A 13,307-nucleotide genomic window follows, 5' to 3' on the forward strand; every position below is an offset into this window, starting at 1 on the left:
TAGGCGAATACTCTCTGTATAAAATAAGCGCCGACTACAGCGCGGATTTTAACCCATAAAAAACCCCGCGGTGGCGGGGTTTTAGGCTCTCAAACAACAAACAGCTTAGAAGTCTGCGTGGCGCGGTGTGCGGGGGAAGGGGATCACATCGCGTACGTTGCCCATGCCGGTGACGTAAGCCACCAAACGCTCAAAGCCTAAGCCGAAGCCGGAGTGCGGCACAGTGCCGTAGCGGCGCAGGTCGCGATACCAGCCGTAGTCGGCAGGGTTTAAGCCCATAGACACCATGCGCTCGTCCAGCACTTCCAGCACTTCTTCACGCTGGGAGCCACCGATGATCTCGCCAATGCCTGGTGCTAACACGTCCATGGCGGCCACGGTTTTGCCGTCGGCATTCAACTTCATGTAGAAAGACTTAATGTCTTTCGGGTAGTTTTTAACTACCACTGGTGCCTTAAAGTGCTCTTCGGCCAAGTAACGCTCGTGCTCAGAAGACAGGTCTATGCCCCATTCCACGGCGAACTCAAACTTCTTGCCGCTGGCTTTTAAGATTTCGATGGCGTCGGTGTAATCCACTTGGGCGAAGTCTTTGGCCACGAAGTCTTGCAGGCGAGTGATGGCTTCTTTATCGACACGCTCGGCGAAGAAAGCCATGTCATCCATGCGCTCGCTCAACACCGCATTAAACACGTATTTCAGCATGTCTTCGGCCAAGTTGGCTACGTCATTTAAGTCGGCAAAGGCCACTTCGGGCTCTATCATCCAAAATTCCGCCAAGTGACGGCTGGTGTTGGAGTTTTCGGCTCTAAAGGTCGGGCCAAAGGTATAGACCTTGCTCATGGCACAGGCATAAGCTTCGGCGTTGAGCTGGCCAGATACGGTTAAAAAGGTTTCTTTACCAAAGAAATCTTCATTAAAGTCGACTTTGCCCTGCTCGGTACGCGGCAGGTTTTCCAGATCCAGCGTGGACACACGAAACATTTCACCGGCGCCTTCGCAATCGGAGGCGGTGATAAGCGGCGTGGCCACCCAAGCATAACCGTTTTCGTGGAAGAATCTGTGAATGGCTTGGCCCAAGCAGTTACGCACGCGAGTGACCGCACCCATCATATTGGTGCGTGGGCGCAGGTGCGCGTATTCACGTAAATATTCGATGGAGTGGCGCTTAGCGGCCATAGGGTAGCTATCCGGATCTTCAACCCAGCCGATCACCTTTACGTCTGTGGCTTGCAGTTCAAAGTCTTGGCCTTGGCCCTCAGAGGCAACCACAGTGCCGGTAACGACCACGGAGCAGCCCGTGGTTAGGCGCACCACTTCAGACTGATAATTCGCCACGTTATTAGGTACCACGGCTTGGACTGGATTAAAGCAGCTGCCATCGTGTACGGCCAAAAACGAAATGCCGGCTTTAGAATCGCGGCGGGTGCGGATCCACCCCTTAACGGTGACGGTGGTGCCAACCGGGTATTTACCCGCTAGCACATCAGAAATGGATGCGTGGCTCATGTAAAGGTGCTCTCCAGCGTTAACTTAATCGACAAGTGCCGATAGAATATAGATAAGGCAGCTAATGTTACCCGTGTACACTCAGGACTCAAGCAAAAAATTACCGCAGGAGGCTGACATGGCACCACGGCGTTTTGATTGGTTAAGTAAGCTACTAACCGTGATGACAGTGCTTGGTTGGAGCCTGTATGCACTGCTACTGGTTATTTTTCATTACGGTCGGCCCGAGCAAAATTTTGGTTACCTCAAGCACTATGACGTCACTGTGCGTGCCGAATGGTTAAGCTTACCGCATTTTTGGTTTCATGCCGGTATTTGGGGCGCCTTAGGCTTAGCGGTGACCGCCTTTACCTTAGTCCATTTAAAAGGCAGCCGACATTTACAGATTTTAAAAATTTATCTGGTGCTATTAGGCGCGGCCGCCATCTTCACCTTATTACTGGCGACTTTTTCACCGCGTTAGCGATAGGATAATAATATGCTAGCATGCGTGTTCACGCGTTTGCTGCATATCACAGCGTTACAAATTTGAATTTACTTATTTTCGGATAATTTATGAACGGCTTAATCTTTAAGCGCTTTTTGCTGCTACTTTGTTTGTTCTCAGCAATAGTGGTCGCCATTACTTACCCTTTGTATTTGCAATATCAGCAAGGGGTGAAAGAACGCCTGTTGGCCAATGAAGAAACTTCAGTGGTGGCCGCCAACCAAATGATCCAGCAAGAAATGTACGAGCAGCTGCATGTGTTGGGCCTGCTGCATAATTCGGCGCGGTTAAAAGATTATGTTACCGGTAACACCGAAGAACAGCGCCAGCAGCTGGCATTATATTTTCAACAAGTCTCCTCCGCCTTTCATCGCTTTGATCAGATCCGTTTATTAGATAATGACGGGCAGGAATTAGTACGCGTCGAACTCAAAAACGGCCACGGTGAGATAGTTTCGCAAAGCCAGCTACAGAATAAGTCTGATCGTTATTATTTTACCGAGGCAAAAGACTTAGCTCCAGATGAAGTATTTGTTTCTCGCTTAGATTTAAATATGGAGCGCGGCGAAATTGAGCTGCCTCATAAGCCGATGCTGCGTTTCTCGGTGCCGGTATTCGATAATAATGAAGAGCGTGCCGGTGTCTTGGTATTAAATTATTTGGCTAAAAATATGCTCGGTAATTTTCGCAGCCAAATGCTGAGACGGGCCAATCAACAAGGCATGTTATTGGATGATCAAGGTTATTGGTTGAGCAACCATGAACGCAGTAATGAGTGGGGGGCAGATTTAGGCAAGCCCGATCATACCTTCGCCATTATGTATCCAGAAGAATGGCCCACCATAGCGAGCACCGACTCAGGCATATTAGAAACGAAAGCCGGGATCTTTCGTTTTCAGACCGTGCAGCCCTTTGGATTTGCGACTAACATGCCCACCCACTTTATGGCTCAGCATGATGTGGTAGTGACACCACAGTCGGTAGCGAACACCCACTGGAAGTTGGTGATTTTTGTGCCTTATGATTTTATACAAAAACGTTCATTTTTATATCAAACCATGGGTAAATCGCTGTTGAGCTTATTGGTACTGTTTTTAGTAGGGGCCGCCTTATTGACCGCTATCGTGACCACCCAGCGTGACGCTCGGCGGCGCGAAGCACAGCGCCTGAATGAGGTGCTGCATGATCTTTACGACAATGCGCCTTGTGGTTATCACAGCTTGGACGATCAAGGTTTAGTGATCCGTATTAATCAAACCGAATTGGACTGGCTGGGCTATCAGCGAGCAGAGGTCATCAATCAGCCCTTTAGTCATTTGTTAACCCCGGCCAGTCAAGCAGAGTTTCAGGCGTTTTTTTCACGTTTTACTCAGGGTATTCGTGGCGACAACCCAGTGTTAGAAATGCAGCGTAAAGATGGCAGCACCTTTTATATCTCTAACTCGGCAACCGTCTTAAAAGATAAACAAGGGCATTTTGCCGCAGCGCGCACCAGTGTATTTGATATCAGTGAGCGCATTGAGCTTGAGCAAAAATTAGAATTATTGGCCAACCGAGACGAGTTGACGGGCATCAGCAATAGACGCCACTTCTACGAGCGCGGCGAATTGGAGCTGAAACGCGGTTTGCGCTATCAGCAACCTTTGGCGGTGTTGATGTTGGATGCAGACCACTTTAAGACAGTGAACGACAATTACGGCCATGACGTGGGCGATTTAGTATTAAAATCCTTAGCGAACACCGTAAGCCACAACTTACGTGAAACCGATGTATTTGGCCGCATCGGAGGCGAAGAGTTCGCCATAGTGTTAACGCAAACTGCACAAGCCGTGGCGTTAGACGTAGCCGAGCGACTGCGCCATGAGCTGGAGCAAATTAGGGTGCCCGTGCAAACCCCAGCATTAAGTTCAGATGCGAGCGAACAAGCAAAATCTGAGCCGATGCGCATTACCGTGTCCATCGGCTTAGTCATGCTCAGTAACAGTGATCAACAACTGGACGATTTACTCAAAAAAGCCGACATAGCCCTCTATCAAGCCAAAGCCCAAGGCCGTAATAGAGTGGTGCAATATCAAGCTGTGGTCAGTTAAGCCGTCAGTGAAGTAACGAATAAGCGCCGAGTGACCCTCAGCGCTTTTCTCTTTTATAGCCGCGCTAAGCGAGGAAGTTACCCTTACCAGCCGCTAAGCATTGTTTACGCTATCAATTAGGGCATCAGGCAGCGCGGCATTTTTCATGGTTGCCCTTGAAATCGTCAGCCCCACCCCCATCTTTGAGCTATTAGCTAAGTCTAAGCTGTTAAACCCAGCATTCAACTCTTATGCATTCAACCCAAGCGAGGAACATGTCGATGTCAGAAGCTGTGCAAACCGAAACTCATGGTTTTCAAACCGAAGTTAAACAACTGCTCAACCTGATGGCTCATAGCCTGTATTCCAATAAAGAAGTTTTCTTGCGCGAATTGGTGTCTAACGCCGCCGACGCCGCGGACAAGTTACGCTTTAAGGCTTTGTCTCACGGTGAGCTGTACGAAAATGACGGTGACTTGCGGGTACGATTAATCCTCGACCAAGAACAGAAAACGTTGACCATTTCCGATAATGGCATCGGTATGAACCGCGAAGAAATTATCGATCATCTGGGTACCATAGCTAAGTCCGGCACCAAGGCCTTCTTCGGTCAGTTGTCTGGCGATCAGGCTAAAGACTCACAGTTGATCGGTCAGTTTGGCGTAGGCTTTTATTCTGCCTTTATCGTCGCCGACAAGGTGACGGTAGTAAGCCGTGCCGCGGGCCAGCCTGCGGATCAGGGCGTGCAGTGGGAGTCAGACGGTGATGGTAGCTTCACCGTCGCCGAAGTAAATAAGCCGGGTCGCGGTACCGATGTTATCTTGCATCTACGTGACGCCGAGTTGGAGTTTTTAGACGAATGGCGCTTGCGCAGCATTATCGGCAAATACTCGGATCACATCAGTGTGGCCGTGGAAATGTGGAAAGCCGGTGAGCCTGAGCAAACCGACGAAGACGGCACCGTAACCGCCGCGGCGACGACAGGTGAGTGGGAGCAAGTGAACAAAGCCACCGCACTCTGGACCCGCTCTAAAAATGACGTAAGCGATGAAGAATACCAAGAATTCTACAAGCATATCTCCCACGATTGGCAAGATGCGCTGAGCTGGAGCCATAACAAGGTTGAAGGCAACCAAGAATACACCAGCCTGTTGTACGTACCGGCCAAGGCGCCGTTTGATATGTATAACCGCGAGCAAAGCCATGGCCTGAAACTCTATGTGCAGCGTGTGTTCATTATGGATGACGCCGAACAATTTATGCCAACATACTTACGTTTTGTGAAGGGTGTGCTCGATACCAACGACTTACCGTTGAACGTGTCTCGTGAAATCTTGCAAGACAACAAGATCACCGCGCAATTGCGTAAAGCCTGCAGCAAGCGTGTGTTGTCTATGCTGGAAAAAATGGCCAAAGACGATGCCGAGCAGTACCAAGGTTTTTGGTCAGAATTCGGTAACGTGCTGAAAGAAGGCCCAGCCGAAGACTACGGCAACCGCGAGCAAATCGCCGGTTTGCTGCGCTTTGCCAGCACCCACAATGATTCCGATGCACAAACCGTATCGCTGGCCGACTATATTTCGCGCATGCCTGAGGGCCAAGATAAGATTTATTACATTACCGCCGACAGTTTTGCCGCCGCTAATCACAGCCCGCACTTAGAGATCTTTCGCAAGAAGGGCATAGAAGTGCTGTTAATGTGGGAGCGTGTTGACGAATGGCTGATGAGCCACCTCAATGAGTTTGACGGCAAGCAGTTTGAGTCCGTCACTAAGGGTGAGCTGGACTTAGGCGATCTGGATGACGAAGAAACCAAAAAAGCCCAAGAAGAAGCCAAAGAAGCCTTGGCTCCTTTGTTGGAGCGTGTAAAAGCCGCCCTGGGCGAAGAGATTAAAGAAGTGCGTCTGACGCACCGTTTAACCAACACGCCTTCTTGTGTGGTAGCCGGTGAGCATGACATGAGCACTCAGATGTTGAAGCTGATGCGCTCTGCTGGCCAAGCGGTGCCAGAGCAAAAGTACATTCTGGAGCTCAACCCCGAGCATACTTTAGTGAAGAAATTAGAAACGCTGGAAGCAGGCGAGCAGTTCAATGAATGGTCACAGCTGCTGCTAGAGCAAGCGCAACTGGCCGAGCAGGGCGGTCTTAAAGATCCTGCCGCCTTCGTGGCTCGCGTCAACCGCTTGTTATTAGGCTAAGTTAAGCTAAGCAATCTAGCTTAACTTAGCAGCATTGTTGCATAACCAAACCCGGCCTCGGCCGGGTTTTTTAGATCTAGAACTTAGTGCTAAGAGCAGACCCATTTCTGCCACGGAAGAACACAGAATCCACGGAAAAATTAAGCCACAACCAGATCGACGAAAGATACGATCTTATTAATGGTAAGGGCTGTCTTCGTCCAGACTCGGGTTCTTGGCCCTTACCCATCCATGCTCCCTTTCAGAACTGATCACTATTTTTCCGTGTTCTTCTGTGGATTCAGTGGCGAGAAGTCTCGAAGGTTCTGTTTTAGCTGGGTGCTGGGCGCTGATATCTCATCAATAAGTCTAACTTAAGGATGCTGTTACTTGTCCCGATGGCGGTGTCGTGACACAATCGTGACCCAAATTTTGAAATTTCTAATCGAGAAGAGGACGCTGTTATGCGCATCGTTTTGTTGGGTGCTCCCGGCGCGGGCAAAGGAACGCAGGCTCAGTTCATCATGGAGAAGTTCGGGATTCCACAAATCTCCACCGGTGACATGCTGCGTGCAGCCATTAAAGCTGGCACTCCGCTTGGTTTAAAAGCGAAAGAAGTGATGGATCAAGGCCAATTGGTCTCTGACGATCTCATTATTGGCTTAGTGAAAGAGCGCATCGCGCAAGATGACTGTGCGAAAGGCTTCTTGCTCGATGGTTTTCCACGCACCATTCCTCAGGCAGATGCCATGAAGGAAGCGGGCGTGGTCATCGATAACGTGTTGGAATTTGCCGTGCCAGACGAAGAAATCGTCAAGCGCATGAGCGGCCGTCGTGTACACCCAGGTTCAGGTCGTGTGTACCATTTGGTATACAACCCACCTAAGGTGGAAGGCAAAGACGACGTGACAGGTGAAGACTTGGCTATTCGTGTGGACGATGAAGAGAGCACGGTACGTAAGCGCTTGAGCATCTACCACGAACAAACCGAGCCTTTGGTGGCTTATTATCAAGCTGCCGCCGCGGCGGGTGAAACCCAATACCATGCGATCGACGGTACTCAACCGGTTGATGCTGTGGGCAAAGAGCTGGCCAAGATCCTTTCTTGATTGGCAAAAAAGCCGAGCGTTTGCGCTCGGCTTTTTTATACTGATGTCGCTTTGACACTCATAACTTTAGTTCGGCCACCCTCTGGTCTATCCGCATAAATCCTCTGTCTGATTAATCCTCAAATAATGGGTAACAAAGTGAAAACAGGTGTGTTACTGGTCAATCTGGGTACGCCCACGGCTCCTACAGCAAAAGCGGTGCGCACATTTTTGGCGCAATTTTTACATGACTATCGAGTGGTCGATCTGCCGCGCATGATCTGGTGCCCTATCTTACATGGCATTATTTTACCGTTTCGCTCACCTAAAGTTGCAAAGCTCTATGCGTCGGTGTGGATGGAGGAAGGCTCCCCCTTGATGGTGATCAGCCGTCGCCAACAAGTCGCGCTCAGCCAGATGTTGCAAGATGCCGGCATAGATATGCCAGTGGCGTTAGGCATGAGTTATGGCGAGCCTTCTATTAATACTGCTTGGCAAGAATTAAAAGCAGCAGGTGTCGACCGCGTCATTATTTTGCCTCTTTACCCTCAGTATTCGGTAAGCACCTCGGCGTCGGTATTTGATAGCTGGGCGAAACTGATGAAAAAAGAGCGTCGTTTGCCGGCATTTCGCTTTATTCGCGATTACCACGATAACCACGGCTACATTAAAGCCTTGGCGGAGTCGGTGCGTGCCAGCTGGCAAGAGCACGGCCAAAGCGAGTTATTGTTGTTGTCTTATCACGGTATTCCGAAGCGTTTTGAAGACCAAGGTGACCCGTATGGCCAGCAGTGCCATCGCACCTCTGAGCTGTTGGCCGCCGAGTTAGGCTTGGCTGCGCATCAGTGGCGCACTACCTTTCAGTCGCGTTTTGGTCGTGAAGAATGGCTGCAGCCCTATACCGATGAAACCATGGAGAAGCTGCCCGGCGAGGGCATTAAAAACATCAGCGTTATTTGCCCTGCGTTTTCTGCCGATTGCTTAGAAACATTAGAAGAAATTTCCAGTGAAAACAAAGAGTACTTTTTGGCAGCGGGGGGCGAGCAATATCATTATATTCCTGCCCTAAACGATAATCCGGCGCATATTCGTATGATGATGGATTTGGTGTGTAAGGAAATAGCTTAAAATACAGCCATAAGCCATAAAAAAAAGACAATCTAAACCGAAATACAGTGCCGAGGATCTGGCGCTGTGTTTCGGTTTTTTTTGTAGCCGCCCATTTCTTCGGTGAAGAGACGGCCACCTTGTAACCAATTGAATCTATTGACGTTAAAGTCACTGAAACATGGCTGAACCTATGGGTAATCAGGTAAACCCGAGTATTTAAGCCTGAGTATTTAAACCTACAGTCCTCAAGTCAAATCGACCTCGACTTTCCTTACTCTCATCAGCAGTGCGCATTAACCGCTAGCTTTTTAATGACGCCGACTCTTCTTACATAAACGTAAAGTACTGCAGACCATATGCGATCCTTTCCAACACACGACGGCAGCAATGCTGGGGCTGGTTATGGCTTGCTCGATTAGCTGTGAGGACGCTTGTCTCGCATCAATAACACGGGCAGGATTAATACCGGCGTTAATAAGCAGCTGACGAGATAAAGGAGCAGGGGCGTTGGCGACTAAGATCCACCCTTGATTACCTTGACTGATCAGCGCCAAATTGCTGAGTAAGCCTGCTTGTTGCGTCGGGCTCCAGTGGCTGATATTGACGGTAGAAGTGGGTATCTGGCTTGATGTTAGTGAGTGACTATCTTGAGTCGTCATAGCAAGCGTGCCCCAAGCCAGAGATAAACCGGTTTTAGATGAAGCCGTCATAGATAGACAAGGTGAGGAGTGAGATAGCAGCATAGTGGCCATAAGCAGTTTGCGTTCCTGTGGTTAACTACTGTGTATCCATACAGTAATGATCATTCACAAAGAGATCAAGTAAACACTGGTTAAATTCACAGTATTTAGAGGTGATGATCATTAACCATTAGCTAAGGCCAAGCAGGGCGGGGCTTGTTGATTTTTTATTAACTTAAGGAGCAGTAAATATGGACAAGACACAACTCGAAACCATGGACAGTTTCATGGTGCTGAGTATTTTAAATGAGAAACTGCGCTTAGAATGCGACAGCCTAAGCACGTTAATCTCGCAATTTGAACTGGATACCCAGTGGTTGATTGCCAGCATGAGTCAGATTGGCTACCAATATGATGCCATCAGTAATCAATTTAAGCCGATCCCCTGCCAGTCAGTGTGAGCTTTATGACGTAACTTCTATGGCTTACCTTTTTTAACTAAAAGGCGGCGTGCTAACCTGAATGATTCATTTACCCCGTAAACGAGAGGCAATTATGGACGCAGAATTTTGGCATCAGCGCTGGCAAACGGCGCGCATTGGTTTTCATCGAGAGCAGATTAACGCGCAACTTACTCAAGAGTGGCCAACGCTTGCTCTCGCCAAACCGAGCCAAGTGCTGGTGCCTCTATGCGGTAAAAGCAAAGATATGTTATGGCTCGCCGAACGGGGCCATAAAGTGAGCGGTTTTGAATTATCGCCCTTGGCGGTAGCGGATTTTTTTGCTGAGGCGAATCTAACCCCCACCCAAACTGCCGTTGGCCCTTACCAATGTTGGCAAGCCGAGCAGTTACACATTTATCAGGGTGACTTTTTTCAGATAGATAAGTTTCAGGCGCATCATCTCGGGCAACAATTTGATGCCGGCTACGACAGAGCCGCCTTAATTGCCTTGCCTAAAGAGATGCGAGCGCAATATGTCGAACTGTTAGCTCGTCTACTCAAACCTGGTGCCAGCTTATTGTTAATCACAGTACATTATGCGCCTGAGCAACAGCAAGCTCCGCCATTTTCCATTGATGAACAAGCGGTATTCGCTTTGTTTACCCCTTACTTCACCGTAGCACTGCGCAGCAAAATGAAAGAAGGCCACGCCAACCCGAGAGTGGCCAGCGGTGAACTGAGCTTTTTCGATGAACTGTGTTTCGTGTTGGTTAGAAATAGTGAAGAGTAATTGGTCATTAGTCTTGCGAGAAGTGCCACGACGCGGCGATCCATGTTTTAGCCTAGCGCAGCCTGCAGGGTGGCGTAAAGCTAACATGAAATCTTGATGTTCAACCGCGTATCTACACTAGCACCGGGTGGCCGTGGGGGCTGTGTAAGAGTTGAGCTTGATAGCCAAAATATTGTTCTATATTTGCGGTTGTTAGTACATGCTCGGGGGTGCCTTGGCTAACAATCTGACCGGCATAGAGCAGCACCAGTTGATCGCCATAGCGCGCCGCTAAATTAAGATCGTGCACTATGATAAGTACCGCACAGCCCTCATTGGCCAAACGGCGTGCCTCACTCAATAAGCCATGTTGCTGGCCCAAGTCTAGCGCCGAGGTGGGTTCATCTAATAATAAGAGTCGCTGTGCGGTCGGCCCCACTAACTGCGCCAATACTCGCGCAAAATGCACCCGCTGCTTTTCACCGCCCGACAATCTGGGATAAGGCGCATCGCGTAAGTGCCATACCTGCGCTTGGTGCATGCATTGCTCGATAATAGGCAGGTTTTCGCATTCAGCCGTAACATGGGGAATACGGCCTAAGCTGACCACTTCCCGTGCCAGAAAAGGAAACTGCAAGCTGGATTGCTGGGGCAAGACCGCGAGTTGGCGGGCTAAGGCTTGACGACACCACAGATGACGTGGGCGGCCAAAAAAGCACACTTCGCCGCTGGGCATATATTCGCCAGCCACACATTTAAACAAGCTACTTTTACCGGCACCGTTGGCCCCAATTAAGGCAGTGACCTGGCCGTCATGCAGCTGCAAATTAATGTCGTGTAATAAGGTGCGCTTTTGCAGCGTTAAGCTAAGTTCGGTTATCTCGAGTAAAGGCGTATTCATGCTAAGCCAAGGCCTCGTTTTTGTTTTAACAACAGCCATAAGAAGAAAGGCGCGCCGAGCAAGGCGGTGATAATGCCCACCGGCATTTCAGCCGGAGCGGCAATGGTGCGCGCCAGCATATCCGCCAGTAATAATAACCAGGCCCCCAGTAGCGCAGATAAGGGCAGTAAACGCCGATGATCGGGCCCCGCCACTAAGCGCACCAAGTGCGGCACCACTAAACCCACAAAGCCGATAATGCCTACGGCTGCCACAGTTACCCCCACCGCAATGGCGGCCAATATTACTAGGCGCCGTTTCAGTGCTTGTACCTCTATGCCTAAGTGGCTGGCTTCTGCTTCACCCAAGGCTAAGGCGTTCAGCGCATGGGCGTGACGGCGCAATAATAAGGTTAATACCAAGGCCGTGCTCAGCACCAGTGCCAGCTGATAAGGATCACTTTGGGCCATGGAGCCCATCTGCCACAGGGTGAGGTCGCGCAGTGTTTGGTCGTCGGCCAAATAGTTTAGCAAGCCTAAAATGCCGCCACTTAGAGCACCAATGGCCACCCCTGCGAGCAGCAAGATACTGACCGAGGTTCCTTGAGCGGTACGGGCGAGGCGATACACCACTAAGGTGGTCACTAAGCCCCCCACAAACGCCATAAAAGAGGTGACACTGGCGCCTAACCAAGCCGGCAACAGCGCGCTAAAAGGAGCCAATATCACCATGGATACTGCCGCCCCAAGGGCTGCACCGCCCGACACACCAATGATCCCAGGATCGGCTAAGGGGTTTCGAAACAGGCCCTGCATAATGGCACCACAAATGGCTAAAATGGCACCCACCCCCAAACATAATAAGGTGCGGGGCAGACGAATATGCACCAGCACCAGCTGCTCGGTGGCGGTGAGCCGCCAAGGGTTCACCAAGTTGCTAATATCCAGCGCCATGGGGCCGGTGGCCAGCGAGCTAACGCCGGTGAGTACCACTAAGCCCAGCAGCAGGGTGGGCCAAACCGTAGTGCGGTTCATTCTGGTGTCTGCGCATGTGCGGTTAACGCATCTTGTGTTAACGAATGCAGTGCCAAGTTATCAGGTGCCAGCCAATCCTGCTGCAAGCGCTCGGCCTCACTTAGGGTGCTCAAACCAAAACCGCCAATTAAGGCCTTACCGTTAATCGCCACTATGACCTTATGCTGCGCGGCGGGGGTGTGGCTCAGTAGTGGAAACTGCTGAAAAATTTGCCCTGAGTCCGCCCCTTGGGTGAGATGGCGCCGACTGATCAAAATCACCTCCGGCGCCATGGCCACTAACGCTTCCATGGCCACCGGCTTATAGCCTTCCACTTGTGTGCTGGCCGGATTCATACCCCCAGCCACTTGGATCAAGCTGTCTGCCAACGTGTGCCGCCCGGCAATTTGCACGTTATTGCCTTCACCCAATAATAAAAAAATGGTGCGCTTAGGCGAGTCTATTGGCCGTTCGCGCAGGGCAATGGCTCTTTGTTGAACGGCGTCGTGTAAGGCTTGGGCTTGGGGGGCGCGGTCGAGTAATTCGCCTAAGCGGATAATATTGCGCTGTAACTGGGCAATGGTCATGGCCTCGGGCAGGGCCTCTACTTGCACGCCAGCTTGGCGCACTAGTGACAATGCCGTTTGCGGGCCCATTTCTTTACTGCCAATCACTAAGCTGGGTTGAGTCGAGAGCATACCTTCGGCGCTCAATTGGCGGTGATAGCCTAAGCGGGGTAATTCACTGCCTGCGGGCAATTCACTGGTACTGTCGACGGCCACCAATTGCGGCTCGGCATCCAGCGCCACGACTAATTCGGTGATACTGCTGCCGGCACTCACCAAGCGGGCCGGCTCCGCGCCCATGCTGGGCGTACTGAGCAATATCAGCATTAACCAACCGCGTGTTCTCATGGTTCATCCTTTATTGAAATGGGTGTCACTTTGTGTGTGAGGGCCAAAATTCGCGGTTATCTTTCCAACACATTCGTATTGCATCTAACCAAAATATGCATTCACAAAAAATAAGCCTGCTCACGATTTAGTAGCCTAAGAGTACGGATAATTCATCCAATGTCTATCACT

At 50.3% G+C, this 13,307-nt stretch carries 12 protein-coding genes; 7 read left to right on the forward strand and 5 right to left on the reverse strand.

Annotation, left to right across the window (positions count from 1 at the left end):
* Positions 1–105: 105 nt before the first annotated feature.
* Positions 106–1,506, reverse strand: coding sequence for an asparagine--tRNA ligase (asnS, locus tag ACEN2G_RS02375; RefSeq protein ID WP_442019859.1), 1,401 nt, complete (start codon positions 1,504–1,506; stop codon positions 106–108).
* A 118-nt stretch (positions 1,507–1,624) separates the two neighbouring features.
* Here asnS and ACEN2G_RS02380 point away from each other — a divergent pair, with 118 nt between their 5' ends.
* The 5 genes from ACEN2G_RS02380 (at position 1,625) to hemH (ending at position 8,455) form a co-directional block, all read left to right on the forward strand.
* Positions 1,625–1,969, forward strand: coding sequence for a hypothetical protein (locus ACEN2G_RS02380; protein ID WP_442019860.1), 345 nt, complete (start codon positions 1,625–1,627; stop codon positions 1,967–1,969).
* Positions 1,970–2,061: 92 nt separating this feature from the next.
* On the forward strand, positions 2,062–4,083 hold the full coding sequence (locus ACEN2G_RS02385; protein ID WP_442019861.1) for a sensor domain-containing diguanylate cyclase: 2,022 nt from the start codon (positions 2,062–2,064) through the stop codon (positions 4,081–4,083).
* A 260-nt stretch (positions 4,084–4,343) separates the two neighbouring features.
* On the forward strand, positions 4,344–6,260 hold the full coding sequence (gene htpG / locus ACEN2G_RS02390) for a molecular chaperone HtpG (protein ID WP_442019862.1): 1,917 nt from the start codon (positions 4,344–4,346) through the stop codon (positions 6,258–6,260).
* A 443-nt stretch (positions 6,261–6,703) separates the two neighbouring features.
* A complete protein-coding gene (adk, locus tag ACEN2G_RS02395; protein WP_442019863.1) occupies positions 6,704–7,348 on the forward strand; it encodes an adenylate kinase in 645 nt (214 codons plus the stop codon).
* 138 nt (positions 7,349–7,486) lie between these two features.
* Positions 7,487–8,455: a ferrochelatase gene (hemH, locus tag ACEN2G_RS02400; RefSeq protein WP_442019864.1), complete on the forward strand. Its 969-nt coding sequence runs from the start codon at positions 7,487–7,489 to the stop codon at positions 8,453–8,455.
* A gap of 290 nt (positions 8,456–8,745) precedes the next feature.
* Here hemH and ACEN2G_RS02405 read toward each other — a convergent pair whose 3' ends face one another.
* On the reverse strand, positions 8,746–9,189 hold the full coding sequence (locus ACEN2G_RS02405) for a hypothetical protein (RefSeq protein WP_442019865.1): 444 nt from the start codon (positions 9,187–9,189) through the stop codon (positions 8,746–8,748).
* Between the two features lie 179 nt (positions 9,190–9,368).
* Between ACEN2G_RS02405 and ACEN2G_RS02410 the strand changes: the two genes are divergently transcribed.
* Both ACEN2G_RS02410 and ACEN2G_RS02415 read left to right on the forward strand, forming a co-directional pair.
* On the forward strand, positions 9,369–9,578 hold the full coding sequence (locus ACEN2G_RS02410; protein ID WP_442019866.1) for a DUF4250 domain-containing protein: 210 nt from the start codon (positions 9,369–9,371) through the stop codon (positions 9,576–9,578).
* 94 nt (positions 9,579–9,672) lie between these two features.
* Entirely contained in the window at positions 9,673–10,350 is a 678-nt protein-coding gene (locus ACEN2G_RS02415) for a thiopurine S-methyltransferase (RefSeq protein WP_442019867.1), read from the forward strand.
* Positions 10,351–10,462: 112 nt separating this feature from the next.
* Here the strand turns inward: ACEN2G_RS02415 and ACEN2G_RS02420 are convergent, their stop codons facing one another.
* The 3 genes from ACEN2G_RS02420 to ACEN2G_RS02430 are packed head-to-tail and all read right to left on the reverse strand — an operon-like array spanning position 10,463 to position 13,136.
* Complete coding sequence (locus ACEN2G_RS02420; RefSeq protein WP_442019868.1) at positions 10,463–11,230, reverse strand: heme ABC transporter ATP-binding protein; 768 nt, start codon at positions 11,228–11,230, stop codon at positions 10,463–10,465.
* A complete protein-coding gene (locus ACEN2G_RS02425) occupies positions 11,227–12,243 on the reverse strand; it encodes a FecCD family ABC transporter permease (RefSeq protein WP_442019869.1) in 1,017 nt (338 codons plus the stop codon). Before ACEN2G_RS02425 ends, ACEN2G_RS02420 begins: the two co-directional genes overlap by 4 nt.
* Positions 12,240–13,136, reverse strand: a complete 897-nt coding sequence (locus tag ACEN2G_RS02430) for a heme/hemin ABC transporter substrate-binding protein (RefSeq protein ID WP_442019870.1) — start codon at positions 13,134–13,136, stop codon at positions 12,240–12,242. Before ACEN2G_RS02430 ends, ACEN2G_RS02425 begins: the two co-directional genes overlap by 4 nt.
* Positions 13,137–13,307: the final 171 nt, after the last annotated feature.

It is taken from the genome of Oceanisphaera sp. W20_SRM_FM3, assembly GCF_052119705.1.
Lineage (GTDB): Bacteria > Pseudomonadota > Gammaproteobacteria > Enterobacterales > Aeromonadaceae > Oceanimonas.

Bases quoted from the DNA above. Each gene is read 5' to 3' on its own strand.
- asnS (WP_442019859.1), bottom strand. From the start codon at position 1,506: ATGAGCCACGCATCCATTTCTGATGTGCTAGCGGGTAAATACCCGGTT.
- ACEN2G_RS02380 (WP_442019860.1), top strand. From the start codon at position 1,625: ATGGCACCACGGCGTTTTGATTGGTTAAGTAAGCTACTAACCGTGATG.
- ACEN2G_RS02385 (WP_442019861.1), top strand. From the start codon at position 2,062: ATGAACGGCTTAATCTTTAAGCGCTTTTTGCTGCTACTTTGTTTGTTC.
- htpG (WP_442019862.1), top strand. From the start codon at position 4,344: ATGTCAGAAGCTGTGCAAACCGAAACTCATGGTTTTCAAACCGAAGTT.
- adk (WP_442019863.1), top strand. From the start codon at position 6,704: ATGCGCATCGTTTTGTTGGGTGCTCCCGGCGCGGGCAAAGGAACGCAG.
- ACEN2G_RS02405 (WP_442019865.1), bottom strand. From the start codon at position 9,189: ATGGCCACTATGCTGCTATCTCACTCCTCACCTTGTCTATCTATGACG.
- ACEN2G_RS02410 (WP_442019866.1), top strand. From the start codon at position 9,369: ATGGACAAGACACAACTCGAAACCATGGACAGTTTCATGGTGCTGAGT.
- ACEN2G_RS02415 (WP_442019867.1), top strand. From the start codon at position 9,673: ATGGACGCAGAATTTTGGCATCAGCGCTGGCAAACGGCGCGCATTGGT.
- ACEN2G_RS02420 (WP_442019868.1), bottom strand. From the start codon at position 11,230: ATGAATACGCCTTTACTCGAGATAACCGAACTTAGCTTAACGCTGCAA.
- ACEN2G_RS02425 (WP_442019869.1), bottom strand. From the start codon at position 12,243: ATGAACCGCACTACGGTTTGGCCCACCCTGCTGCTGGGCTTAGTGGTA.
- ACEN2G_RS02430 (WP_442019870.1), bottom strand. From the start codon at position 13,136: ATGAGAACACGCGGTTGGTTAATGCTGATATTGCTCAGTACGCCCAGC.